Genomic DNA, 26,115 nt, shown 5'->3' with positions numbered 1-26,115 from the left:
CGGGCGGGGCACCACGCGTCGACCGCGGTCCCCGCCCGGCACGGCCTATGCTCGACGGCATGGAACTGCGGATCTTCACCGAACCCCAGCAGGGCGCCAGCTACGACGACCTGCTCAGGCTGGCCCGGTGCGCGGAGGACGCCGGCTACGGTGCGTTCTTCCGTTCCGACCACTACCTGAAGATGGGGTCGGTCAGCGGGGAACCCGGGCCCACCGACGCCTGGACCACGCTGGCCGGGCTGGCCCGCGAGACCAGCCGGATCCGGCTCGGCACCCTGATGACCGCGGCCACCTTCCGGCTGCCCGGCCCGCTCGCCATCACCGTCGCCCAGGTCGACGCGATGAGCGGCGGCCGGGTCGAGTTCGGCGTCGGCACCGGCTGGTACGAGGAGGAGCACCTGGCGTACGGCATCCCGTTCCCGCCGCTCGCCGAACGCTTCGACCGTCTCGAGGAGCAGTTGGAGGTGATCACCGGCCTGTGGCGTACCCCGGCCGGGCGGACCTTCGACTTCGCCGGCAAGTACTACACCCTGACCGGCTCGCCGGCCCTGCCGAAGCCGGCGCAGCACCCCGGCCCGCCGGTGCTGCTCGGCGGGATGGGCCCGAAGCGTACGCCCCGCCTGGCCGCCCGGTACGCCGACGAGTTCAACCTGCCGTTCGTCGGCGTCGACGAGTCGGCGCGGCAGTTCCAGCGGGTCCGGGCCGCCTGCGCCGCGATCGGGCGCGACCCGGCCGAGCTGCACTGGTCGAACGCCCTGGTGCTGTGCGCCGGGCGGACCGAGGACGAGATCCGGCGACGCGCCGACGCGATCGGCCGGGACATCGACGAGCTGCGCGAGAACGGGCTCGCCGGCACGCCCGCCGAGATCGTCGACGCGATCGGCCGGTACGCCGCCGTGGGCAGCCAGCGGATCTACCTCCAGGTGCTCGACCTGGCCGACCTCGACCACGTCGAGCTGGTCGCCGCCGAGGTCATGCCGCAGCTCTGACCGGCACCGCGACAACCGGCCCGGCGACCACGCTGGCCGGAGCGGGGGCAGACCGAGGGGAGAGGTCATGGCAGCCGAGCCGGGCGTACCGGACCGGAACTGGGCGGGGAACGTCACCTGGTCGGCGGCCCGCCGGCACCGGCCGGGCTCGGTCGACGAGCTGCGTGCCCTGGTCGCCGGCAGCGACCGGGTCCGGGCGGTCGGCACCCGGCACTCCTTCAACCGGATCGCCGACACCACCGGTGACCTGGTCGCGGTGGACGGCCTACCGGCCACCGTCGACGTCGACCCGGTCCGGCGCACCGCCACCGTGGCGGCCGGGCTGCGCTACGGCGAGGTGGCGACCCGGCTGCACGAGCAGGGGTGGGCGCTGCCGAACCTGGCCTCGCTGCCGCACATCTCGGTGGCCGGGGCGGTCGCCACCGCCACCCACGGCTCCGGCGTCGGCAACGGCAACCTGGCCACCTCGGTCGTCGCCCTGGAACTGGTCACCGCCGACGGTGACCTGGTGACCGTCGACCGCACCGATCCGCGCTTCCCCGGCCTGGTCGTCGGGCTCGGCGCGTACGGGGTGGTCACCCGGGTCACCCTGGCCCTGGTGCCGACCTTCGAGGTCCGCCAGTACGTGCACCTGGACCTGCCCCGGGAGGCGGTGGACGAGGCGCTCCACTCGGCGTACAGCGTCAGCCTGTTCACCGACTGGCGGGGGCCGCGGATCAACCAGGTGTGGCGCAAACAGCGGGCCGACGAGGCCCCGCCGCCACCCGGTTGGCTCGGCACCACCGCCGCCGACACCGCCCAGCATCCGGTGCCCGGCCAGCCCGGTGACGTCTGCACCGCCCAGCTCGGGGTGCCCGGCCCGTGGCACGAACGGCTGCCGCACTTCCGGCTCGGCTTCACCCCGAGCAGCGGGGCCGAGTTGCAGTCCGAGTACCACGTGCCACGCCCGGCCGGGGGTGCGGCGCTGGCCGCGCTGGACGCGCTGGCCGGCCGGATCGCCCCGGTGCTCCAGATCTGCGAACTGCGGACCGTCGCCGCCGACCGGCTCTGGCTGAGTCCGCAGTACGAGCGGGACACCCTGTCGATCCACTTCACCTGGATCGCCGACGCGGCGGCGGTCGCCCCGGTGGTGGCCGCCGTGGAGGACCGGCTGGCCCCGTTCGATCCGCGCCCGCACTGGGGAAAGGTCTTCGGCGTGCCACCGGAGACGGTGGCGGCCCGCTACCCCCGGTACGCCGACGCGGTCGCGCTGGCCACCGCGACCGACCCGGCCGGGAAGTTCCGCAACGAGCTGCTGGACCGCTACCTGCCCCGCTGAGCCGGCCCCCGTCGAGCCGACCGGTCCACGGTGGACCGCCGACGTGGGCACGGTAGGCGAGAATCGGCCCGTGTTCTTCGGCATCCTGGGCCCGGTCGAGGCGCGTACCGCCGACGGGACGGCGCTGCCGCTGGGCGGACGCCAGTTGCGGGCCCTGCTCGCGTTGCTGCTGCTGGACGCGGGCCGGATGGTCGGCACCGACCGGCTGATCGACGGGCTGCACGGCGGGCGGCCCCCGGCCGGCGCGGCGAACGCGTTGCAGTCCCAGGTGTCCCGGCTGCGCCGGGCCCTGCGGCCGGTCGGCGTGCCGGTGCTGGCCGACCCGGCCGGGTACCGGCTGGCCGTCGACCCGGAGACGGTCGACGTGCACCGGGCCGCCCGGCTGCGTCGCGACGGCGGGCGGGCGTCGGCCGCCGGCCGACCGGACCGGGCGGTGGACCTCCTCGGCGCGGCCCTGGCCCTCTGGCGGGGCGACCCCCTCGCCGACGTGACCGACGTACCGTTCGCGGCGGCGCAGGTGACCCGGCTGGTCGAGCTGCGGCTGTCGGTGGTCGAGGAGCATGCCGCGGCGGCCCTGGCCGCCGGTGATCCGGACGCGCCGATCGCCGGGCTGCGTGCGGTGACCGCCGCGCACCCGCTGCGGGAACGCCCGCACGGACTGCTGATGCGGGCCCTGTACGCCACCGGCCGGTCCGCCGAGGCGCTGGCGGTCTACGCCGACCTGCGCCGCGCCCTGGCCGACGAGCTCGGGGCCGAGCCCTCGGCCGAGCTGGCTGCCCTGCATCTCGCGGTGCTGCGCGGCGATCCGGTGGCCGGCACCGTTCCCGGTCGGCCCTACCCGCCCACCGCCCGGCCGGTCGCCCCAGCACCGCCGTCCGACCCGCCGCCCGATGCACCCGCTGCGCTGCCCTCCGGGCCGGCGTCTGCGCTGCCGTCCGACCCGGCGTCTGCGCCGCCGTCCGGGCCGCCGTTAGCGCCGCTGTCCGGTTCCGGGGTGGCCGGTCGGCTGCCGGCGCAGGTGAGCAGCTTCGTCGGGCGGGACGCGGAACTGGCCCGGGTGGCGGGCCTGCTCGACGCCGGACGACTGGTCACGGTCACCGGGCCGGGTGGGGTGGGCAAGACCCGCCTCGCGGTCGAGGTGGCCGGCCGGCGGCCCGACGAGGTGTGCTTCGCCGACCTCGCTCCGCTGCCACCCGGGGCCGGGGTGGCTCCGGCCCTGCTCGACGCGCTCGGCCTGCGGGAGACCACCCTCACCGTGTTCACCGGCGGCTTCACCGCCCCGGACCAGGCGACGACCGGCGGACCGTCCACTGCCCTCGACGGTACGCCGGGCGGCCGGTCCGGACCGTTCACCGCACCGGACCGTACGGTGCAGCGGCTGGTCGGCGCGCTGGCGGCCCGACCGGTCCTGCTGGTGCTGGACAACTGCGAGCACGTGGTCGCCGACGCCGCCCCGATCGTCCGCCGGCTGCTGGCGGACTGTCCCGGGCTCCGCGTCCTGGCGACCGGTCGGGAACCGCTCGGCATCACCGGGGAACTGCTCTGCCCGCTGCCCCCGCTGCCGGTTCCGGCCGCCCAGGAACCGCCGGAGACCGCCGTCACCGCCCCGGCGGTCCGGCTCTTCGCCGACCGGGCCACCGCGGTACGTCCGGACTTCACGCTCGACGCCGGCACCGTCGAGCCGGTACGGCGGATCTGTGCCGCCCTGGACGGCCTGCCCCTGGCCATCGAGCTGGCGGCGGTCCGGGTCCGGGCGCTGCCACTGGACGAGATCGCCGCCCGGCTCGACGACCGTTTCCGGCTGCTGTCGCGGGGCGACCGGACCGCCGCGCCCCGCCACCGCACCCTGTACGCGGTGGTGCGGTGGAGCTGGGATCTGCTCGACGAGGCCGAACGGCGGCTGCTGCGCCGGCTGACCGTGTTCGTCGGCGGGGCCACCGGTGCCGCCGCCGACCAGGTCTGCGCGGTTCCCGACGTCCCGGACCCCGGGCCGGACCGTCCGGCCGACACCGCCGACCTGCTGGCCGCGCTGGTCGACCGGTCCCTGCTGGAACACACCGCCGGCCGGTACCGGATGTTGGAGACGGTGCGTGACTTCGGCGCGGAACGGCTCGCCGAGGCCGGTGAGGAGCAGCGGTTCCGGCGGGCGCACGCCGAGTACGTCCTGCGGCTCGCCACCACGGCCGACCCGTACCTGCGGCGGGCCGAACAGGTCGACTTGCTGCACCGCCTCCGGGCCGAGCACCGCAACCTGCACGCCGCGCTGCGGTGGGCGGTGGACGCCGACCCACGGCTGGCGTTGCGGCTGGTCGGTGCGCTCACCGGCTACTGGTACCTGCGCGGCCTGCGGGGTGAGGTGGCCCCACTCGCCGCCGACCTGCTCCGGGCGGTCGGCCCCGCGCCACCGGACGGACTGGTCGAGGAGTACGTGCTCTGCGCGGTGCACGCGGTGTCCGGCGGGCAGGTCGACGACCATGCCGACCACCTGGCCCGGACGACCGCGCTGGTGGACTCGCTGGACGGGCCGCCCCGACAGCCGTTCCTGCCCGTCCTGTGGGCACAGGTCGCCGGTCCACCCCGGGACGGACTGGGACAGCGGCTGACGCTGATCGGCCCGGACCCGTGGTCGCGGGCGCTGAGCCACCTCGGCGTCGGACTGCTGGCGATGTTCCGGGGTGACCTCGGCGCGGCCGAGGTGCCGCTGCGGCAGGCGTCGGCCGGCTTCCGGTCGGTGGGGGACCGGTGGGGCACCTCGCAGGCGCTGGACGGGTTGGCCACCGTGGCCGCCTGCCGGGGCCGGGACCGGGAGAGCCTCGACCTGCGGGACGAGGCCCTCGACCTGGTGCGGCAACTCGGCGCGGACGAGGAGGTGGTGGAGCTGCGCTGCCGGCGGGCCGAACGGCTGCTGCGGCTCGGTGACGCCGACGCGGCCCGCGCCGAGTTCGACCGGGCGGCCGAGCTGGCCCGCCGGGGCGGACTGTCGACCGCGCTGGCCCGGGTCGCCTGGGGCCTCGGCGAAGTGGCCCGGCGTACCGGTGACCTGGCCGGGGCACGGCGGCACCAGACCGAGGCGTTGGCCCGGACACCGGCCGGCTGGGCCGATCTCGGCACCCGGATCACGGTGCTCACCGGTCTGGGACGGACCGCGCAGGCCGAGGGGGATCCGGTCGCCGCCCGGGGGTACCACCGGCAGGCCGTCGAGATCGCCCTGGACCAGCGCAACTGGTTGGACCTCGCGGAGGCGACCGAGGGCCTGGCCGGGGTGATGCTGTACGACGGCGCGGCGGAGCGGGCGGCCTGGTTGCTGGGGCTCACCGCCCGGCTGCGCGGTGGCCCGGTGACCGCCGACCGGGAGGTGACGGCGGTGGTCGACGGCGCGCGGGCGGTCCTCGGCGCGGCCGGCTACGCCGCCGCGTACGCCGCAGGTGGACGGCTCGGCCACGAGGAGGCGCGGGTCCGGCTACGCGACCTGCTCGAGCACTGACCGCGCCGGCGGTCAACCGACGGTGCGGTCCGGTCAACGTGGGATGCGGGGACCGGTCAGCCGACGGTGCGGGGCCGGTCAGCGGACTGGGTGAACCTCGTCGGCAGGAGATCCGTTCCACCGACGAGGGAGCAGAGACGTGACCGACGTCCGTACGCCCGACCGCCCACCGACCGTGCCCGGCCCGCCGACACCGGACCGCCGGGCCGGTGCGGAGCCGCCCCGACGCTGGTGGCGTCGGCCGTGGGTGGTGCCGCTGGCGGCGCTGGTGGTGCTGTTCGTGGGGTTCTCCGTGCCGCCCTACCTGACCCTCGACCCGGCCCGGTCCCGGATCGAGCCCCCGGACGGGGCGGTGCTCTACCATCCGCTGCTGGTCGCGCACGTGTTGTTCGCCTCGGTGGCGATCCTGACCTGCTGGTTGCAGGTGTGGCCGTGGTTCCGGCGGCGCTACCCGGCCGTCCACCGCCGGGCCGGCCGGCTGTACGTGTTCGCCGGTGTGCTCCCGGCCGGGCTGGCCGGGTTGTACCTCGGCGCGGTCACCCCGTTCGGGCCGGTGGCGCGGGCCAGCAATCTGGTGATGGCGACGCTCTGGCTGGCCTGCACGGTGACCGGCTGGCGGCGGGCCCGGCAGCGCCGGTACGCCGAACACCGGCGGTGGATGGTCCGCAGCTTCGTTCTGACCCTGTCGATCATCACCAACCGGATCTGGGGCGTGGCGTTGTTCCTGCTGCTCTCTCCGCAGCTGGAGACCACGTTCCACGGCGACGAGAAGCTGCTGACCTGGACGATCGCCGGGGCCGGCACCTGGCTGGGCTGGACGCTGCCGTTGCTGGCCGCCCAGTGGTGGCTGGACCGGACGCCCCGCCGGCCGGTCAGCGCCCGGCGGTGAGCTGGTCGCGCATGGCGCTGCGCTGCACGGCCCGGCTGATGTCGCTGGGCGAGACGATCCCGACCAGGCGTCCGTCGGTCACCACCAGCGCCCGGCCGTCCGCGCACGCGCTGAGCCGGGGGAGCAGATCGGTCAGCTGCTCCTCCGGCCGGGCCAGCACCAGCTCGTCGGCCCGGCAGGCCACCTCGGCGAGGGTGGTGCCGGCCCGCCGGTCGGCCGGCACGTGCCGGACCCGGTCCAGGGTGACCAGGCCGATCGGCCGACCGTCCTCGGTCAGCGGCAGCGCGGAGTGCCGGTACGCGAAGAGGTAGTTGTCGACGAAGTCGCCGACGGTCAGCTCCGCCGAGGCGGTCTGCGGCTGGGCCGTCATCACGTCCGCGACGCGTACCCCGCGCAGCGCGGAACCCACCCGGGCCTGCCGTTCCTCCATGCTGGCCGCCCCGATCAGGAACCAGCCGATCAGCACCAGCCAGAGTCCGCCGATGCCGGCCCCGAGGAGGAACTGCCACAGGCCCAGCCCGATCAGGATCACCCCGAGCACCCAGCCGGCGCGGGCCGCCACCACCGAGGCGCGGGTCCGGTCGCCGGTGGCCTTCCACACCGCCGCGCGTAGCAGCCGACCGCCGTCGAGCGGGGCGGCCGGCAGCACGTTGAACACGGCGAGCAGCAGGTTGATCCCGGCCAGCCAGGACAGCGCGCCCACCGGCAGCCCGCGTACGCCGGCCAGGGCGAGCACCGCCGCGACGCCACCGAAGAACACCGCGACGATCAGGCTGACCAGCGGGCCGATCCCGGCGATGCGCAGTTCGGCGCCCGGGTTCGGGGCGTCGCCGCGCAGCTCGGACACCCCACCGAACAGCCACAGGGTGATCCCCTCGACGCCCAGCCCGTTGCGTTTCGCCACCACCGCGTGGGCGACCTCGTGGGCGAGCAGACCGCCGAAGAACACCACCGCGGCGGCCAGCCCGGAGACCACGTACGCCCAGGTGGGCTCGCCGGGGTAGGCGCGCGGGAACTGGCGGGCGGCGAGCGCCCAGGCGATCAGCGCGAAGATGACCAGGACACTCCAGTTGACGCCGACGGGTACGCCGGCGATCCGGCCGAGCCGGAAACTCGCCTTCATGGGCGGGTCATACCCCGGCCGGCCGGCACCATGCCGGCTGGCCGGCCGGGACCGCGCGCGGTACGCCCGCAGGCTCAGTCGAACAGCCGGTCCAGGGACTCCTGCTCGAGGTCCCGCCAGCGCTGGACGTCCTTCAACGCCTTCGCGATCTCCTTCTCGTCGAGGTGGTGGGCGCCCTCCTCGCGGATGGCCGCGACGCTGAACGGCCCGCCGACCGACGGCGAGGTCTGCGACAGCGCCTCCAGCACCCGCAGGACACCCACCACGCCGTACTCGACGGGCCGCTCGGTCATCCGGAAGTGGGACAGCAGCGCGCCGGCCTGCTGGGCCATGGGCGCGCCGGAGCCGATGGCGTGGAAGCCGACGTCCTCGTAGCGGCCGATGAGGCCGTTGGGGTTGATCTCCACGATCCACGGCCCGCCCTGGCTGTAGCCCGCCGCCAGCAGGTACGCCGACACACCGCCGCCGCTGCCCTCGCCGGGCACGTCCGGGATGTAGTTCCCGTAGTGCTTCTTCAGGATCGGCAGGACGCGTTCCTGGAGTTCGTCGCCGATGTCGGGTGACTCGAGGATGGCGGTGGCCGAGTCCTCGAGGATGGGACGCAGGTCGTTGAGCACGCCCCGCGCGCCGCTGCCGCCCCAGGCGGCGCACGGGCCCAGCGGGTGCAGCTTCTGGGCCGGGAAGCTGAGGCCCCGGTCGCTCTCCGTGATCTGGGAGTCCGAGCCGATCACCACCCCGTCGTTGCAGACGATGGCGAGCACGACGGTCATGGGGGTCCTCCTGGGCAGGGGGCGAGGGGTCGGGTGCGAGGTACCCGACGCCGCGTGCGCCTACACCCGCCCGGTGGGCGTCCAGCAGCGGAGGACGCTCACCAGCGCGGGGCGTCGCCGACCACGGCGGGGGAGACGGTGGTGGCCTTCTCGACCGCCCAACGCAGCGCGTGGTCGGCCACCTCCTCCCAGCCCGGCGCGCCGATCATCAGGTACGGCCGGTCGGGGAACCCGTGGTAGGCGGTCACCGCGCGGGACCGCTGGTACAGGCCGGCGTTGGCCTTCACCACCACCGGCGGTACCACCCGGTCGGCACCCCCGGCGAGCAGCAGCAACGGGGCCCGGTCGGAGCGGCCGTTGTCGACCCGGACCACCGACCGGGGCTGGTACCCGGCCAACGCGGTCTCGAACACGACGTGCCCGGCGGCCGGTACGGCGTACTGGCGACGCAGCCGCTCCGAGGTGGCCCGGTCGGTGGTGTTGGCGAGCAGCCGGTGGAACCGGTCGGGGTCGATGGGGACGGCCCGGTGCCGGTTGGCGGGGTTGCGCAGCACCGGTCCGGTGGCCCGCAGCATGCTCCACGGCATCCGGATCAGGCCCTTCACCGGCGCGGAACCGATGCCCACCCCGGCCGCGCCGTACCCGTGGTCGAGCAGGATCTGCGTGACGGTGCCGCCGTGGCCGTGCCCCATGATGATCGGTGGTCGGGCCAGGTCCCGGACGATGCGTTCGTAGTGCGCCACGATCCGGCTCATGGTCAGTCGGGCGATCGGGGTGGGGTCCGTCCGGAGCTGCTCCACCTCGCCCTCCAGACCGGGCCAGGCCGGGGCGAGGACCCGGAAGCCCTGGCGGACGTACCGGTCGACCCACGGCTGGAAACTGCGCGGGGTGAGCCACAGGCCGTGGATCAGTACGACCGTGTCGACCTGCCCCTTTCCGGACCCGGTGTCCATGACGTTCCCTCCCCAGGTAGCGGTGCCGTCCGGCGGTTACCCGGGTTCCCGGGCGGGATGCCTGGCCGGGCGACGGAAGGGTCAGCGGGACACCGGCAGCCGGTCGACCACCACCACGGGGGTGCCGTGCGGGACCGTCGTCACCAGGTGCCGCTGGGCGTCGCGGGTCAGCCGGACACAGCCGTTGCTGGTGTTCCGGCCCAGGTCCCGGTCGTGGTACCAGGCGTGGATGCCGATGTGCGCGCCGCGCAGCCGGGCCGGCAGGTTGGCCGGTTCCTCCGGTACGGACCCGAGGGCGAGGACGTCCACGCCGCCGAAGGTGGACTCGGCCGGGGCGGACCGGGCCAGCACGAAGGTACGCCCGAGCGGGGTGCTCTGCCCCGGTTTGCCGAGGGTGACCGGCCAGGAGCGTACCGGTCGACCGTGTCGCAGCCAGGTCAGCCGGTGGGTCCGGCGTTCCACGACGAGCTGGTGGGTGAGCGGGACCGTCCGCCAACCGCCCGGCGGCACCCAGGCGATCCGCCGGTTCGCCGACGGCAGCAGCACGGCCGCCCAGCCGGCGTGCCGCTGCGTGATCGGCATGACCAGGTCGTACCCGCTGATGGTGGGGGCGAGGAAGGCCAGCGGCCGGCCGCCCGGGGCGGTGTGGGCGGCGATCCGGCGCAGTGGCCGGAGTCCCTCGGTCAGCGGGGTGGTGTCCAGCGGGTCCGGGTCGGCGGGGAAGCCCCCGGGCGCGGGTCGGTAGGTGATCACCGGCAGGTCGTCCGGTGCCGGCCGGACCACCGGGGCCGGCGCGGCCGGCGACGGCGGACCCTGGGACGGGACCGGCGAGCCAGGGACGGACGGGACCGCGGTGGCCGGCGGGGGCGTACCGGCCGGCGCGGGGACGGCGGGCGGTGATGCCGGACCCGACGCCCGACCCGGACCCGGCCCCGACGCCGCAGGCGGAGCGGACGCCGGAGCCGGACCCCATGCCGGAGTCGGAGCGGACGCCGTCGCGTCGGCCAGCGGCACCGCCCGGGGGATCAGCGCCAGGCCGGCGGCGAGTGCCGTCGCGACGAACAGCGCGACGGCGACGATCGGGGAGCAGCGGGGGTGCCGGGTCCGGCGGTCATACCACACAAACGGACGATATGCCGGCAATACGTGAAAACCCCCTCCCCGCGCCGTGGCACCGGGGAGGGGGTTTTCGGATGGTGCTACGACAGGCGCGCACCGACGTGGATGGCGATCGCGTCGTGCGCCGGCACGTTTGCCGCGAACCAGCCGCCGGAGTCGACCGTGATCACCGGCCCGCTGCACGAGCCGTTGCTGTACGTGCCGTGGATGACGTCGCAGTACCGGCCCGCCGGCAGGCCGGTGTAGTACGAGCGGCCGTTGACCGCGGAGTCCTCGTCGTTGATCGTGACGAACCCCTTGCCGGTACGGCTGAAGGCGATGTGGTTGTTGCCGTTGTCGTACCAGTTGGTGACGCCCGCGCCCTCGGTGGCGTTGCGGAAGCCCACCATGTTGGCGATCACCGGCCAGCGGTGCTCGCACTCCCAGCCGGAGTAGCAGGTGGTGTCGAGGGTCTTGTTGTTGCCGTCCGACGGCGGGCCGGCGTCCCGGTTGCTGAAGGTGAAGCTGGACATCACCGACGGCGACCCGTACGGCCAGGCCAGCATGAAGGCGTTGGCGAGCGCGTAGATGCCCCGGTCCTTGTAGGTGAGCACCCCGCCGACGTCCCGCTGGGTGTCGTGGTTGTCCACGAAGACCGACGACACGCCGCTGGGCAGGTGCCCCCAGCCCTCGCCGAAGTTCTTCAGGTACGCCAGCCGCTCCGAGCGGAACACCCGGGCCAGGTCCTTGCCGTACCGGAACTCGTGCACGTCGCCGTTGCCGGTGTACTCGCCCGGCCCGATCGGCTCACCCGCGCCGTAGATGACCTCCTGCACGATGTACGCCGAGCGGGAGAGCTTGCCCTTGATGGCGGCGATGTCGGCGGCCGGCATGTGCTTGCTGGCGTCCATCCGGAAGCCGTCCACGCCGAGGGAGAGCAGGTCGTTCAGGTACGTGGCGAGCCGGGTCCGGACGTAGTCCGACTCGGTCTTCAGGTCGGCGAGGTTGACCAGTTCGCAGTTCTGCACCTGCCACCGGTCGTTGTAGCTCTGGATCTCGTTGCCGGAGGTGCCGCAGTAGTGGAAGTCCTGCGACTGGTAGATGCCCGGGTAGTTGTAGTGCCCGTACGACGAACCGGCCCAGCCGGTGCCTCCGGCGTCCTGGCCGGACATGTGGTTGACCACCGCGTCCACGATCACCTTGACCCCGGCGGCGTGGCAGGTGTTCACCATGGACTGGAACTGCGCGCGGGTGCCCTTGCGTGACTCGATCCGGTAGCTGACCGGCTGGTAGGCCAGCCACCACTGGTTGCCCCGGACGTGCTCCTGGGGCGGGGAGACCTGGACGTAGCCGTAGCCCTTCGGGCCCAGCACGTTGGTGCACTCGCTGGCGACGGAGGGCCAGTTCCACTCGAAGAGGTTGGCGATGACCTTCTTGGTGCCGGCGGGGGCGGCGGTGGCGGGGGGTGTCGCCACGGTCACCGGTGCGAGCAGACCGGCGAGCAGGCCCACGGCCAGCATCGCCGAACGGTTTCGACGTCGAAGCATCTGTACTCCTGACGGGGGGTTCGGGGGACGGACAGGTGCGCCAGGGAAACCCCAGGGTGCCGCCTTCTTGCAGGAGGTCCTGAAAGTTGCTGAAAGGTTACAAGCGCGTTGCAGCGACTGTCAACGGATAGAAATACGTCACTGCTGGTGGGGATGGATGCGCACCGTGCAAGGACTTCCGGCCCCGCCAGACCCCGAACGAACGCGCCGTGCCGTCCGTGCCCGTCGTGCCCTCCGGTACGACCACGAAGAAAATTCCGGATCGCGCTGATCCGATCGGCGTGCCCAGCCGTACTCGATGGGGGAGCAGGTCGGCCGGCGGGCACCGCCGCGAGACGATCGAGGAGCGTATGGCCCGGGCAGAGCAGAAGCGGCGCGCCGACAACGTCCGGATCAGGCGTACCAGCCGGGGCACGCCGAACCGGTCCGGCCCGGCCCTGACCCTGTTGGCGGCCTCGGTGCTCGCCGCCGCCTGGGCCGGTGGCATGCTCACCGGGGCCGGCCGGACGGCGTACACGTACCTCTTCTTCTTCACCGAGTTCTACGCCGGCGTCGTCACCCTGGTGGCGCTGAGCCTCACCGTGCTGCTCGGACTGCTCGCCACCGACCGGTTGGTGCTGCTCGTCCCGCACCGGGTGCTGATGCAGTCCGCGCACCGCACCACCGGCATCATCGGGGTCTCCGGGCTGGTCCTGCACGTGCTCACCAAGATCGCCACCGGGCGGGCCGCGGCCACCGACGCGGCCGTACCGTTCCTCGGCGGCCGGGGACTCTACGTCGGACTCGGCACGGTCGCCGCCCTGCTCATGGTCAGTGTGCTCTGGACCGGCCTGGTCCGGGCCCGGTTCGCCGGGGTGGGCCCGAAGTGGCTGTGGCGTTCGTTGCATGCCACCGCCTACCTGTCCTGGCCGTTCTCCCTACTGCACGGCCTGGGTGCCGGCCGCCCACCGGCCACCTGGGTGACCGTGAGCTACCTCGCCTGCGTGCTGCTGGTGGTGGTGGCCCTGCTGGTACGCCTCTCGGTCAGCCTGGGACGCCGCCGCCGGGAGCGGGCCCAGCACACCGCGCCGACCCGGGCCGTCGCCGGCCGCGCCGACGAACGGGCCTCCCTGCGCGTCCGGCTCACCCGCCGTCGCGGCGCGGACCCGGCCACCGCCCCGGCCCGGGGCCGGTCGGTCCGCCGTACCGCCGACTGGACCGAGCATCCCGCCCCGGCCTCCGGTCGCCGCGCGGGACGCGTCACCGCGTCCGGCCGACCCGCCGACCGCGACCCGGTGTCCGGCCGCCGCGCGGAGCGCGTCACCACCGAGCGTGGCCGGTCGGAGCGGGTCACCGCGGACCGTGGCCGGTCGGAGCGGGTCGCCGGGGACGACCGGTCCACGGACCGCGCGGACCGTCGGTCCAGGCGGTTCGCCGTCCCCGTCGTCCCGCCGCCCGGCACGGTGGCCGGCATGGGCGCAGTCGGCCGTCGTCGCCGGCGCGCCGAGGAGGCGACCGACGGCCCGTTGCGGACCCCGACCTTCGAACCGGTGCCGGAACCGGCGCGGGAGGCGGTCGGCCGTCGCCGCCGGGTAGCGTCGCCCCCGGCCGCCGCACGGCACGCGGTACCGGAGCACGGCCGGCCGGATCGGGTGAGCGAAGCCGAGGCCCCCTGGGACAGCCCCACCCGCTGGGCCGGGCGCGACAGCACCGGCACCGGCAGTGTCTCCATCGGTGGCAATGCCTCCGCCGGCACCAGCGGCTTCGCCGGCGACGGCGTTCCCGCCGCCGGCAGCCTTTCCGCCGCTGGCAGCTTTTCCGTCGGTGGCCGGCACAGCGCCGACGAGGACGCGCCCGACCTGGTCACCGACTACTGGCGACCGCCCGCCCGGTACGTCCCCGACGACACGCCACTGCCGCCCGACGACACCCCCACCCTGGTCGACCTGGCCGCCCGCCGGGCCCGCCGGGCCGCCGGCGAGAGCCGGTCGGCACGGCGACGGCGGGCCCACGCCGACGCCGTCGACGGGGCGTACTGGGCGGGACTGCGGGGTGAGGCGAAGTGACCCGGCGGACCGTGCCCCCGGTCGCCTGCCTCGGCGAACCCCGACTCACCGCCGGCTTCGCCGAGTACGGTCGCCTCGACCGGGACGCCCACGACGACGTACACGGACCACTCGCCCCGATGGAGGCCGACCAGCTCCTGCGGCTGGCCGAGGAGATCATCCTGCGGGGCCGGGGCGGCGCGGGTTTCCCGTTCGCCCGCAAACTGCGTGCGGTGCTCGAATCCAGCGAACGGCAGGACCTGCCGGCCGTGGTGGTGGTCAACGCCACCGAGGGTGAACCGGCGAGCTGGAAGGACAAGGTGCTGCTCACCCGGGCACCCCACCTGGTGCTGGACGGTGCGGCGCTGGCCGCGTACGCGCTGGACGCCGACGAGATCGTCCTCGGGATCGCCGACGACGGGGTCGGCGAGGAGTCGCTCACCGACGCGCTCGCCGAACGGCGGATGCCGGTACCGACCAGCGTGGTGGCCGTACCGCACCGGTTCATCTCCGGCGAGGGCGGTGCGCTGGTGCAGGGCATCAACGGGCTGCCGCACATCCCACCCGGGCAGAAGCGCCGCTCCAGTGACGCAGGCGTGCACGGCCTGCCCACCCTGCTGTCCAACGCGGAGACGTACGCGCAGCTCGCCGTGGCCGCCCGGCTCGGCCCGTACGGGTACGCCGAACTCGGCACCGCCGACGAGCCCGGCACCGTACTGCTCACGGTGACCGGCGCGGCGGCCCGCCCGGCCGTGGTGGAGTGTGCCGCCGGCACCCCGCTGCGCGACATCCTCGACCTGTGCGAGGTGCCCACCGGGCCGGGCGTGCTGACCGGCGGCTACCACGGCAGGTGGATCAGCGCGGCGGCGGCGGACCGGGCCGAGGTCTCCCGCGCCGGGCTCGACGCGGTCGGCGGCACCCTCGGCGCGGGCATCATCGTCCCGCTCGGCACGGACACCTGCCCGCTCGGCGAGGCCGCCCAGGTGGTCCGCTACCTGGCCGGGGAGTCCGCCGGCCAGTGCGGCCCGTGCCGGATGGGCCTGCCCGACCTGGCCCGCGCCGTCGACCTCGCGGTCGCCGGCAGCGCCGCGCCGGACGTCGTCCGGGCCGCCGCCGGGGTGGTCAAGGGACGCGGCGCGTGCAGCCACCCCGACGGTACGGCCCGGTTCGCCGTCTCGGCGCTGGAGGTGTTCGCCGACGACCTCACCCGACACGCCACCGGCGAGGGGTGCGGACGCCGGGTCAGAGGTGTGCTGGGCCTGCCCGGAGACCCGGACCCGGCCCCGCGCACCCTCACCGTCGACTGGTCGCGCTGCGACGGGCACGGCCTCTGCGCCCACGTCGTACCGGAGTTCATCCGGCTGGACGGCAACGGCTTCCCGGTGTTCCCGGTAACGCCCGTGCCCACCTGGTTGCAGGACGGCGCGCGCAAGGCGGTCAAGGTCTGCCCGGAACTCGCCCTCCGCCTCAAGGCGTGAGGCGAGGCGAAAGGGGCCGGACGCGACTGTTTGGCTGCCTGAGGTGTGATCGGCTCGGCGTGTCGGGTAGCTGATCCGCCCAGAAAGCGGGAGCGCGATCCACACCGTAGGCGGTAGCACCCGGTTCTGGAGCGAGCCGGGCGTCGGCCCCGCCAGCCCGAACGCCGACTACCGACCCGACAGGCTCGAGTTGGCACACGCCCAGCCGGGCCGCCTACGTCGACGGGCCCCTGCCGAGGCAGGGGCCCGTCGACCGAACGGTACGGGTCAGCGGCCGGGCGGGACCAGGCGGTCGGTGCCGAGCTTGGCCTGGAGCACCTCGGGCACCAGCACCGAACCGTCCGACTGCTGGAACTGCTCCAGGATCGCCGGGAACAGCCGGCTGGTGGCCAGCGCCGACCCGTTGAGCGTGTGCACGAACCGGGTCTGCTTGCCGCCGGGCTCCTTGTACCGGATGGCGGCCCGGCGGGCCTGGTAGTCACCGGCCCAGGAGACCGACGAGACCTCCTTGTACTTGCCGGTGCTCGGCATCCACACCTCGATGTCGAGGGTCTTGCGCATCGACGCGCTGGCGTCCCCGGCGGCGAGCAGGCTGGTCTGGTGGTGCAGACCCAGCGCCTCGACCAGGCCCTCCACGTGCGCGACCATCGCGGTCAGCGCCGCGTCGGCCTGCTCGGGCAGGGTGAACTGGAAGATCTCCACCTTGTTGAACTGGTGGCCCCGGACGGTGCCGCGCTCGTCGGAGTGCGAGCCGGCCGCCTCGCGCCGGTAGCAGGGGGTGTACGCGAACGCCTTCAGGGGCAGCTTCGCCGGGTCCAGGATCTCGTCCTGGTACGCCCCGAGGATCGCCGTCTCCGCCGTGGGCAGCAGGAACTGCCCGCGCGGGGCGGACTGCCGGTCGAGGTGGTAGACGTCGTCGTAGAACTTCGGGAACTGACCGGCGGCGAAACCGGCGGTGTCCAGCAGCAGGTGCGGCGGGAGGAGGAATTCGTACCCGGCCTCGATGTTGCGCTCGATCAGCCAGTTGACCAGCGCCCACTCCAGCCGGGCGCCCAGGCCGGTGTACATCCAGAAGCCGGAGCCGCCGAGCTTCACCCCGCGCTCGTGGTCGACCAGACCGAGCGCCCGGGACAGCTCCACGTGGTCGCGGACCTGCTCGATCTTCGGCTGCTCACCGAAGACCCGCACCACCCGGTTGGCCTCCTTGCCGCCGGCCACCACGTCGTCGGCGGGCAGGTTGGGCAGCTCGCTCATCCGGGTACGCAGCCGGGACTGCACCTCGTCCAGCTCGGCCTCCAGCTCGGCGAGCTGCTTGCGGCCCGGCTCGGGCGCGGCCACCTCGGGCTCGGTGCCGGCACGCTTGGCTGCCGCGTACGCCCGCGCCTCGGCCTTGCGGCGTTGCCGGTCGGCGTCGATCTCACTGATCAGGGCACGTCGGGCCTGGTCGAGCTGCTGGATCTCGTCGAGGGCGCGGGTGACCTCGGCCGGATCGAGTCGCTTGGCGAGCGCGGCCGCCACCGTCTCCCGATCCTTCCGGATCAAGTCCATGTCGAGCATGCTGCTCCGTACGCTCCGTCCGGGAAGTCGGCTAGATCCAGCGAATCCTACCGTCGCACGCCGTACCGGACCGGCGCGCCCCGGGACCGGCGCGGGACGGGGCGGACGGACGGGCGGACAGCGGACCGCCCGCCCGGCACCGCGCCGGCCTACAGCTTGATCGGCATCAGCAGGGAGAAGGTGCGCTCGTCGTCGGGGCGGCGCACCAGCAGCGGGGTGATCGGGCCGTCCAGTTCCAGCACCAACTGGCCCCGGTCACCGGCGTCCAGCGCGTCGAGCAGGAACTCCCGGTTGACCCCGACCCGCAGGGCCGCCCCGTCGGCCGGCTCGTCGCCGACCACCGCGACGGCACCCCGGTCGTCCACGCTGAGCACCGTGACGTCGTACCGGACGCCGTCGTGCTCACGGACCACGGTGGGCGCGCCGGTCAGCGCGGCCCGCAGCGCGTCCACCCGTACGGTGGCCGAGCGGCTGGTGGTGACGGCCCCGACCAGCCGGCGGTGGTCCGGGTAGTCCACCTCGACCGTCCGGCCGGTGACCTCGGCGTCGCCGACGGCGAGGGTGAGCCCGTCGGCCGACACGGTCAGCGTCGCGGCCCCGGCCGTCGCCGAGGTGAGCAGTTCCCGGAGCCGGTCGGCCAGCTCCACCGGCACCGGCACCCGCACCGGCGGGCCGGTGACGGTGGCGGCGGCCCCGGCCACCGCCATCCGGTGCCGGTCGGTGGCGACCAGGGTCACCGTGTCCACGTCCACGTCGATCAGGACGGTGGCGAGCTGTGGCAGCTCCGGGTCGGCCCCGACGGCGAACCGGACCGCCCCGAACGCGGCGGCCAGGTCGGTGCGGGGCAGGGAGATACGGGTGGTCATGACGGTCTCCTCGTGATCGAGCAGGGCACGGATCCGGGAGAGTTCACGGCGGGCGTCGGCGAGCCCGTCCTCCAGTCGACGCAGGTGCGCGTCGAGCAGCGCCCGCACCACCGCCGGCTCGGCGCGGACCGCGGCGGTGATGCCGGCCAGCGGCATCCCCACCCGGCGCAGCCCGGCCACCAGTCGGGCGGCCCGCACCTGGTCGGCGGTGTACCAGCGGTAGCCGGTGTGCGCGTCCACCCACGCCGGCACCAGGATCCGGTTCCGGTCGTAGAAGCGCAGCGCGCTGACCGTCAGGCCACTGATCCGGGCCAGTTCGCCGATGCTGAGCGGTTCCCTCTCCACGGGTACCGATGCTGGTGGCTCGACCTGGTCGAGGGTCAAGCCGCCACCGGCGGCGGTCCCGGCCGCTCCCGGCCGGCGCCGTCCGGGTCCCCTCCGGCCCGGTCCGGGTCCCCTCCGGCGCCGTCCACCACCCGGAAGGTGATGCCGGCCCGGACCAGCCGGTCCAGCAGCGCGTCACCCATCGCGGTGACCGGGGTGACCTGCCCGGAGGTGGCCGGCAGGTCGTCGTACACCAGGCAGAGCGCCGCCTCGGCGAGCATCTTCGCGGTCTCGTCGTAGCCGGGGTCGCCGCCGGAGACCTCGGTGACCACCCGCCGGCCGCCGCCGGTGCCGACGAACCGGACCCGGAACCAGCCCTTCGCGCGCTGCTCGGCGGTCGGCCCCTGCCCGGCGGTGAGCCGCCCGTACAACCATCGTCGGGCCGGCGGGACCTTCGCCAGCCCGATCAGGGCGGTCAACCCGGCCCCGGCCGCCAGCATCGTCGGCAGCCGCTTGACCGCCGCGAAATGCCGGTAGGTGAAGTCCGGGCCGTACTCCGGGCGGGCCAGCGCCGACCGGCGGACCACCTGCGGGTCGACGGTGGCCAGCGGGGCCACCCACATGCCCAGCTCCGCCGAGCGACCGACCCGGCCCGGTACGGCCCGGACCCGGCGACCCGCCGGCCGGGGCTCGGCGGCCCGACGCTCCCGGGCCACCCGGCTCATCTGACCCGACCGTTCGAACGCGGTCAGCGCCGAGTGGTACGTCCCCGCGGAGAACCGCCCACCGGCCCGCACGTACCCGTCCACGGTCACCGGACCGTCGGTGGGCAGGTGCTTGAGTGTGAACCACACCCCCAGGTCGTACGGGACCGAGTCGAAACCGCAGGTGTGCACCAGCCGGGCCCCGGTACGGGCCGCCTCGGCGTGGTGCCGCAGGTACATCAGGTCCACGAACTCCGGTTCCCCGGTGATGTCCAGGTAGTCGGTGCCGGCGCGGGCGCAGGCGGCGACCAACGGCTCCCCGTACCGCAGGTAGGGGCCGACGGTGCTGACCACCACCCGGCTGCCCTCGGCGACCGCGCGCAGCGACTCCGGGTCGGTGGCATCGGCGGTCAGCAGCGGCAGCCCGGCCAGCGCCGGGTCGACGGCGGCGAGCCGGTCGCGTACCTTCGCCAGCTTCTCCGGGTTGCGGCCGGCGAGCGCCCAGCGGAGCCCGGCCGGGGCGTGCCGGGCGAGGTAGTCGGCGGTCAGCGCGCCGGTGAAGCCGGTCGCGCCGAACAGGACGAGGTCGTACGCGCGATGGTCGGGCATCCGACGAGTCTGCCACCCGGACCGCCGCCGCACCGGGCCGGCGGCCCAGCGGGCGCGGATGGGGTGCGCGCCACCCGCGCCGTCGGGGTTGGCGCCAGCCGCGGAGTCGGGGTGTGCGCCAGCCGTTGCGTCGGGTTGTGCGCGGCCCGCTCAGTCGGGCGTGAGCACCACCCGGACGCAGCCGTCGGCCCGGTTCCGGAACAGCGCGTACCCGGCGGCCCCCTCCCGGAGCGGGAACCGGTGCGTGGCGAGGTGCTCGGTGCGTAGTTCGTCGCGGGCCATCCGGTCCAACAGCGCCGGAATGTACCGGGGGCCGTGCGGTCGCCCACCGCGCACGCTCAGCCCCTTCCGCACCACCGCGCCGGCCGGGAAGGTGTCCACGAACCCGGTCACCTCACCCAGCACCACCACCGTCCCGCCCTTGCGGCAGGCGTGCACCGCCTCGCGCAGCGCCAGCGGGGTGCGGGGCGTGCCGCGCAGCCGGTCGGGCAGCCGGTCGGCGAGCCAGCGGGAGCCGTCGAGGCTCCCGGCCGCCTCGACGCACACGTCCGGGCCGCGTCCGCCGCTGCGTTCGACCAGTTCGGCCGGCACGTCGGCCCGCCGGTAGTTGAGCGTGTCCACGCCGACGTGCCGGGCCACCATGTCCAGCCGGTCGTCGTACCGGTCGACCACCACCACCCGGGCCGCGCCGTGCAGCACCGCCGCCCGCGCGGTGAGCTGCCCGACCGCCCCCGCGCCCCAGACCGCCACCACGTCCCCCGGGCGTACGCCGCCCAGCTCCACCCCGGCCCAGGCGGTCGGTACGGCGTCCGAGGCGAACACCGCCCGGTCGTCGTCGACTCCGTCCGGCACCCGGAACGCGCCCACGTCGGCGTACGGCACCCGCACGTACTCGGCGTGGCTGCCGGCGAACCCGCCGCTGGCCGACGGGTGGCCGTAGCAGCCGGCCGGCGTCTGCCCCCAGGCCGCCTCGTCCACCGGAGGCTCGACGGTGCCGTTGTCGCAGCAGGAGTACCACCCCTGCCGGCAGTGCCAGCACCGGCCGCAGGCCACCACCGAGGCGACCACCACCCGGTCGCCGACCCGGTGCCGGCGTACCCGCGGCCCCACCTCCACCACCTCGCCGAGGAACTCGTGGCCGAGCACGTCCCCCGGGCGCAGCGCCCCGCTGTCGAGCAGGTGCAGGTCGCCGCCGCAGGTGACGCTCTGCCGTACCCGCACGATCACGTCGTGGCCGTTGCGCAGCTCCGGGTCGGGTACCTCCCGGACGGCCAGCCCGCCGTCACCGGTCGCGCAGAGCGCCCTCAATCCGGCACCTCCTCCCACCACCGCCCGGTGGCCGCGTCCGGTCGCCCTGGCTCCGGCCCCGCCAGCCCCGGCCCCGCCAGGCCCGGTCGCTCCGGCCCCGCCGGCTCCGGCCGCGCCAGCTCCAGCCGCTCCGGGGCGGGCCGGTCCGGGGCGGATCGTTCCCGGTCGGGGCGGTCGGGGCGGAGCGCCTCACCGGTCTCGATCACCTGCCGTACCTCCCGCAGCACCCGGCGCAGCAGCAGGTCGGGATCGTCGCCGACCAGGTGGGCCGCCATCCCGGCGAACACCCCGTCCGGGGCGCGGGCGGCCAGCTCGGTGCCCCGGCCGCCCGGGGCCGGACGCAGGTCCACCTGGACGCCGGCACCGAGCCGGGCCAGTGGCTCCGGCAGCCGACCGTCGGGCAGCACCACGTCCGGCGGCCGGTCCACGGTGACCACCTGCCAGCGCCCCGTCCGCACCGCCCGTCTCCCGCGTACCACCTCCACCACCTGCCTCCCGGCGTGCGCTCCGGACCCGTCGGCCGGAGTTCCCGCTCTGCGGGGACCAGTCGGCCGGAGCCCCGCTCTACCGGGGCCCGTCGGCCGGAGCCCCCGCGAACGACTGTCGGCGAATCCCGGGTGACCCCGGTTCCCCCGGAAGGGGTGAACGGCGTCGGGCCGGGTAACCGCCCGCCGCGACGGCGAGGGGTCACGGCGCCCGGACCCAGCAGACGGGGAGCGGCAGACCTGGACGTGGGTCGGCGGACCTGGGACGTGGGGGAGGACGGACGGATGGCGCAGGGGTCGAACGGGACGCGGTCCGGCGGGCCGCCGCTGCTGGCGTCCCGGTTGACCGTGCCCGGTCCGCCCGAGCCGTTGGTGCTGCGCCCCCGGCTCCTGCACCTGCTGGACGAGGGCGTCGGGGGACCGGTCACCCTGGTCCGTGCCCCGGCCGGCTGGGGCAAGACCACCCTGCTCGCCGCGTGGGTCCGCGCCGCCGGGCGGGCCGGCGACCCGGCCTGGCTGTCGGTCGAGGTGGGCGACACCGGGGAGCGGCTCTGGTCGTACCTGGCCGCCGCGCTCGTCCCGCCGGATGATACCGACGAAAGCGGCCATATGCCCCCGATCGCACCGGACCGGCCGGCCGAGCGGCTGGAACGGCTGGCCGCCACGCTCGCCGACCGGGACCGGCCGGTGGTGCTGGTCCTCGACGACCTGCACCGGATCACCGACCCGGCGGACCTGGCCGGTCTGGAGTTCCTGCTCCGGCACGGTGGCGGACGCCTGCGGCTGGTTGTCGCGGCGCGTACCGACCCGGCGCTGCCCCTGCACCACTGGCGGCTGCGCGGTGAACTGACCGGGCTGGACGCCGACGACCTCGCCTTCACCACCGACGAGGTGGCCGACCTGCTGACCGCGCACGGGGTGGCCGTGCCCCCGGCGGCGGTGCCGGCGCTGCGGGCCCGCACCGGTGGCTGGCCGGCCGGCCTGCGGTTCGCCGCGTTGGCCGCGCGCGCCGCCACCGACCCGGCCCGGCTCGTCGAGCGGTACGCCGGGGACGAGCCGGACGTCGCCGACTACCTGCGGGACGAGGTGCTCGCCGCGCTGACCGACGAGGAGACGGACCTGCTGCGCCGCAGCGCCGTCACCGAGGCGGTCTGCGGGGAACTGGCCGACGCGCTGACCGGGCGGCCCGGTGCCGACGGCGTACTTGCCGGGCTGGTGCGGGGCTGCGGGTTCGTCCGTCCCGACGACCTGCGTCCGGGCTGGTACCGCTGCCAGCGGATGCTGACCGACCTGCTCCGGGCCGACCTCGCCCGGCAGCCCGCCGACGAGCTGCGGGAGCTGCACCGCCGGGCCGCCGGCTGGTACGCCGACCACGGTCGTCCCGCCGAGGCGCTACGGCACGCGCTCGCCGCCGGTGAATGGGACCGGGCGACCGGGCTGGTCCTGACCGAGTGGCCGGAACTGGTCCCGTACGACCCGGGCCCGGGTCCGGCCGGCCGCGAACCCGGCCCACCGCCGGCCGGCCCGCCGGCGGAGCGGCTGGCCCGGGACCCGGAACTGGGGCTCGCGCTCGCCGTCGAACGGGCCGCCGCCGGGGACCACGGGACGGCCACCGGCCACCTGCGGCACGCGGTCGCCGCGGCCCGCCCGCTGCCCGTGCCCCGGCGGGACCGGTTCCGCCGGCTCGCCACCGCGCTGGAGATCACGCTGGCCCGGCTCGCCGGCGACCACACCGGGGTACGCGCCGCCGTGGCCCGCCTCCGGGCCACCCTGGACGGCCCGCCCGCTGCCGTCGCCCGCCTCCGGGACACCCCGGGCACCCCACCCGTCGGCCCCGCCGACGATCCCCGCTCCAGCGCCCGGGACCGCGCCGACGTGCACCTCGTCGCCGACACCGCCGAGGCGCTCGCCGACCTGGCCGAGGGGCACCCGTACCGGGCCGGCAGCCAGCTCCGCCGGCTGGCCGGGACGGCCCGGGAGGCCGGCCGGTCAGGTACCGAGCTGGTCTGCCGGAGCCGGGCCGCGCTGGCGGCGGCGTGGTGGGGCGACCTGCGGGACGCCGAGCTGGCCGCCGGGGAGACCCTCGGCGGGGCCGCCGCACCCGGCGACCGGGGCCATGCGTACCTGGCGTTGGCGCTGGTGGCGCTGTACCGCGACCGGCCCGGGGAGGCCGAGGCGTACCTGTCGCGGGTGGATCTTCCCGGGGCGGGCCCGGTGCCGGTGGCGATGGCCGCGTACTGCCGGGCCCACCTGCTGCGGGAGCGGGGTGACCTGGCCGGCGCGCACCGGCTGCTGGCGCAGGCACGGGAGAGCCGGCCGCTGATCCCCGGCGCGTCCCCGTCCCACGCCGGGCAGTCACCCAGCTCGCCGACCACCGTCGGTGCCGGTCGGCAGGAGACGACCGAGCCGTCCCATGCCGGTGCCGGTCGGCAGGAGACGACCGAGCCGTCCCATGCCGGTGCCCGTCGGCACGAGGCGACCGAGCCGTCCCACCCGGGGGCCGGTGGGCCCGAGGTGACCGACCGCCTGCTGGCCGCCGAGGCGGAGCTGGACGCCGCCCACGGCGACCTGACCACCGCGCGGGACCTGCTGCGTCCGTCCGTCGACCGGCCCGAACCGGCCGTGGCGTACGCCCGGGTGGAGCTGCGGGCCGGCGACCCGCGCGCCGCCGCTGCCGCCCTGCCCGCCTGGGACGCGCCCACCGCCGGGTCCTGGCCGCTGCCGGTACGCCTCGACGCCGGCCTGCTGGACGTCCTGCTCGCCCGGCAGGCCGGCGACCCGCGCCGGGCCGGGCGGCTGCTGGAACGGGTACTGGAGCTGGCCGGCCCGGAGGGGCACCGCCGGGTCTTCACCCACGCCGAACCGGCCGTCCGGGAGGTGCTCGCCGAACACCTGGACTCCGGCACCGCGTACTGGCCGTTCGTGGCGGAACTGCTGCACGACACCGACCCGGGGCACGGTGCCGGTGGCGGGCGGTCGGCCGGTGGGGCGGACCACGGACCGGGCGACCGGTTCGCCGGGCAGCTCACCGAGCCGCTCACCGAACGGGAGCTGACCGTGCTGCGGTACCTCCAGAGCATCCTGTCCAACGTGGAGATCGCCAGCGAGCTGTCCCTGTCGGTGAACACCGTCAAGACGCACGTGCGGAACATCTACCGCAAGCTCGACGCCACCCGCCGCCGGGAGGCCGTCCGGCGGGCCCGGGAACTCCACCTGCTCTGACAGCGGGGTCGGGTGTCGGCGGCCCGGGGTCAGGTGTCGGCGGCCTGGTCGACGGCGGCGAGCAGGTCCGCCAGGGCGTACCCGCCCTCGTGGCAGACCTCGTCGACGAAGAGCGCGGGCACCCCGGTCACCCCGCTGCGGATCCCGCCGACGAAGTCCTGCCGGACCCGGTCGGCGTGCACCTCCCCCTCGACCTCGGTGCCCACGTCGTCGGCGGAGAGACCGAGCTGCTCCACCCCGACCGACAGGTGCACCGGATCCAGCTGGTCCTGGTGCTCGTACAGCCAGTCGTGCATGTCCCAGAACCGGCCCCGCCGGCCGGCCGCCTCGGCGATCTGGGCGGCGGCCTCCGCGTACGGGTGCACGTTGGTGATCGGGAAGTGCCGGTAGACCAGCCGGACCAGCTCGGCCCGCTGACGCAGCACCTCGCGCAGGTTCCGGTACGCCGCGCCGCAGTGGGCGCACTGGAAGTCGGCGTACTCGACCAGGGTCACCGGCGCGTCCACCGGCCCGCGAACGTGGTCGGCCTCGGTGACCGGCACCCGCAGGCGGGCCACGGTGACCTGGAGCGGCGTGCTCATCCGGCCGCTCACCCCCTCCCGGCTCGGACCGGGCCACCGTGCCCGGCGCACCGGTCGGTACGCCGCAACGGTGGCCCGGTCAATGGGCCCAGCGTGTCGCCGGTCGGGGTGAGGCCGGCTCACCCGGCCCGGGTGGTTTCCCGCCCGGGTGGTCTCCCGCACGGTGGTCTTCCGCGCGGTGGTTTCCCGCCCGGGTGGTGCCCGCTCCGGCTGGTCAGGGTCGCACCATGATCCGGTCGCTGACCCCGCGTACGCCCGGCAGCCGACCCACCGCCCACCCGGCGGCCCGCCGCTGGTACTCCCACTCGACCCGACCGCGCAGGGCCACCCAGCCTCCGCTGACGGTCACCGCCAACCGGCCCGGCGGCACGAACGCCTCCCACTCCAGGGCGTGTACGACGGCGGCGGCGAGTTCCGGATCGGTGGGTCCGGCCGGCCGGGGCGGGTCGACCGGCCCGGTGGCGGGCCGACCGGGCGGCCGGACCACGAGATCGTTGGCGACCGCCCGGACCCGGGGGACCCGGTGGGCGGCCCGTTCGGCGGCCCACCGGGCCGGGTGGTCCGCCACCCGGCCGCGCAGGGCCACCACGCCCTCGTCCACGGTCACGTCGACCCCGGCCGGTCGGATCCGGGGTTCCGCGGCCAGTTCGTCCAGCACGTCGGCCCGGACGTCCCGGTCGGTACGGACGATCGTCGTACTGCGCACGGCTCCTCCCGAAGGCTCGTCGTGGTGCTGCGGCACCGCCGGTTCGTAGTGCTACGGCACCGTCGGCCCGTAGTGCTGCG

Annotated in this window: 17 protein-coding genes and 2 pseudogenes; 7 read left to right on the top strand and 12 right to left on the bottom strand. The window is 75.4% G+C overall.

Going from position 1 to position 26,115, the window contains the following annotated elements; translation table 11 throughout:
- The first annotated feature begins 59 nt into the window (after positions 1 to 59).
- The 4 genes from PVK37_RS30205 (at position 60) to PVK37_RS30190 (ending at position 6,680) form a co-directional block, all read left to right on the top strand.
- Entirely contained in the window at positions 60 to 989 is a 930-nt protein-coding gene (locus PVK37_RS30205; protein WP_275031237.1) for an LLM class F420-dependent oxidoreductase, read from the top strand.
- Positions 990 to 1,056: 67 nt separating this feature from the next.
- Positions 1,057 to 2,307 carry an FAD-binding protein gene (locus PVK37_RS30200; RefSeq protein WP_275031236.1) on the top strand — a complete coding sequence of 417 codons (1,251 nt, stop codon included), beginning with the start codon at positions 1,057 to 1,059 and terminating at the stop codon, positions 2,305 to 2,307.
- A 70-nt stretch (positions 2,308 to 2,377) separates the two neighbouring features.
- Complete coding sequence (locus PVK37_RS30195; RefSeq protein WP_275031235.1) at positions 2,378 to 5,791, top strand: AfsR/SARP family transcriptional regulator; 3,414 nt, start codon at positions 2,378 to 2,380, stop codon at positions 5,789 to 5,791.
- A 139-nt stretch (positions 5,792 to 5,930) separates the two neighbouring features.
- Positions 5,931 to 6,680: a DUF2306 domain-containing protein gene (locus tag PVK37_RS30190; RefSeq protein ID WP_275031234.1), complete on the top strand. Its 750-nt coding sequence runs from the start codon at positions 5,931 to 5,933 to the stop codon at positions 6,678 to 6,680.
- Here PVK37_RS30190 and PVK37_RS30185 read toward each other — a convergent pair.
- From PVK37_RS30185 to PVK37_RS30165, 5 genes are all read right to left on the bottom strand, one after another.
- Positions 6,664 to 7,803 carry a site-2 protease family protein gene (locus tag PVK37_RS30185; RefSeq protein ID WP_275031233.1) on the bottom strand — a complete coding sequence of 380 codons (1,140 nt, stop codon included), beginning with the start codon at positions 7,801 to 7,803 and terminating at the stop codon, positions 6,664 to 6,666. The two genes, PVK37_RS30190 and PVK37_RS30185, sit on opposite strands and share 17 nt — an antisense overlap.
- Before the next feature lie 74 nt (positions 7,804 to 7,877).
- Positions 7,878 to 8,573, bottom strand: coding sequence for a proteasome protein (locus tag PVK37_RS30180; protein ID WP_275031232.1), 696 nt, complete (start codon positions 8,571 to 8,573; stop codon positions 7,878 to 7,880).
- 98 nt (positions 8,574 to 8,671) lie between these two features.
- Positions 8,672 to 9,526, bottom strand: coding sequence for an alpha/beta hydrolase (locus tag PVK37_RS30175; RefSeq protein ID WP_275031231.1), 855 nt, complete (start codon positions 9,524 to 9,526; stop codon positions 8,672 to 8,674).
- A gap of 81 nt (positions 9,527 to 9,607) precedes the next feature.
- Positions 9,608 to 10,648, bottom strand: a complete 1,041-nt coding sequence (locus PVK37_RS30170) for a L,D-transpeptidase (RefSeq protein WP_275031230.1) — start codon at positions 10,646 to 10,648, stop codon at positions 9,608 to 9,610.
- A gap of 77 nt (positions 10,649 to 10,725) precedes the next feature.
- A complete protein-coding gene (locus PVK37_RS30165; protein ID WP_275031229.1) occupies positions 10,726 to 12,171 on the bottom strand; it encodes an alpha-amylase in 1,446 nt (481 codons plus the stop codon).
- Positions 12,172 to 12,521: 350 nt separating this feature from the next.
- Between PVK37_RS30165 and PVK37_RS30160 the strand changes: the two genes are divergently transcribed.
- A complete protein-coding gene (locus tag PVK37_RS30160; protein ID WP_275031228.1) occupies positions 12,522 to 14,216 on the top strand; it encodes a hypothetical protein in 1,695 nt (564 codons plus the stop codon).
- Complete coding sequence (locus PVK37_RS30155) at positions 14,213 to 15,673, top strand: NADH-quinone oxidoreductase subunit NuoF family protein (RefSeq protein ID WP_275031227.1); 1,461 nt, start codon at positions 14,213 to 14,215, stop codon at positions 15,671 to 15,673. The genes PVK37_RS30160 and PVK37_RS30155 overlap by 4 nt, the downstream gene beginning before the upstream one ends.
- A 267-nt stretch (positions 15,674 to 15,940) precedes the next feature.
- Here PVK37_RS30155 and serS read toward each other — a convergent pair whose 3' ends face one another.
- From serS to PVK37_RS30130, 5 genes and pseudogenes are all read right to left on the bottom strand, one after another.
- Entirely contained in the window at positions 15,941 to 17,230 is a 1,290-nt protein-coding gene (gene serS / locus PVK37_RS30150; RefSeq protein WP_275031226.1) for a serine--tRNA ligase, read from the bottom strand.
- Between the two features lie 149 nt (positions 17,231 to 17,379).
- Complete coding sequence (locus PVK37_RS30145) at positions 17,380 to 18,441, bottom strand: DNA polymerase III subunit beta family protein (protein ID WP_275031225.1); 1,062 nt, start codon at positions 18,439 to 18,441, stop codon at positions 17,380 to 17,382.
- 35 nt (positions 18,442 to 18,476) lie between these two features.
- Entirely contained in the window at positions 18,477 to 19,733 is a 1,257-nt protein-coding gene (locus PVK37_RS30140) for a saccharopine dehydrogenase family protein (protein ID WP_275031224.1), read from the bottom strand.
- Between the two features lie 150 nt (positions 19,734 to 19,883).
- The gene (locus tag PVK37_RS30135; protein ID WP_275031223.1) at positions 19,884 to 21,041 is read right to left on the bottom strand and encodes an alcohol dehydrogenase catalytic domain-containing protein; all 1,158 of its coding nucleotides are present in this window, start codon (positions 21,039 to 21,041) and stop codon (positions 19,884 to 19,886) included.
- Positions 21,042 to 21,196: 155 nt separating this feature from the next.
- Positions 21,197 to 21,529 (bottom strand): annotated as a pseudogene (locus PVK37_RS30130) (hypothetical protein); the annotation flags it as partial.
- Positions 21,530 to 21,811: 282 nt separating this feature from the next.
- Here PVK37_RS30130 and PVK37_RS30125 point away from each other — a divergent pair.
- Positions 21,812 to 24,748 carry a winged helix-turn-helix domain-containing protein gene (locus PVK37_RS30125; RefSeq protein ID WP_275031222.1) on the top strand — a complete coding sequence of 979 codons (2,937 nt, stop codon included), beginning with the start codon at positions 21,812 to 21,814 and terminating at the stop codon, positions 24,746 to 24,748.
- Between the two features lie 29 nt (positions 24,749 to 24,777).
- Here PVK37_RS30125 and PVK37_RS30120 read toward each other — a convergent pair whose 3' ends face one another.
- Positions 24,778 to 25,329, bottom strand: coding sequence for a DsbA family protein (locus PVK37_RS30120; protein WP_275031221.1), 552 nt, complete (start codon positions 25,327 to 25,329; stop codon positions 24,778 to 24,780).
- A gap of 217 nt (positions 25,330 to 25,546) precedes the next feature.
- A pseudogene (locus PVK37_RS30115) lies at positions 25,547 to 26,035 on the bottom strand (BON domain-containing protein); the annotation flags it as partial.
- Positions 26,036 to 26,115: the final 80 nt, after the last annotated feature.

Origin of the sequence: Micromonospora cathayae (assembly GCF_028993575.1) — a bacterium.
Taxonomy (GTDB): Bacteria; Actinomycetota; Actinomycetes; order Mycobacteriales; family Micromonosporaceae; genus Micromonospora; species Micromonospora cathayae.
This window is presented reverse-complemented; position numbering and strand designations above follow the sequence as displayed.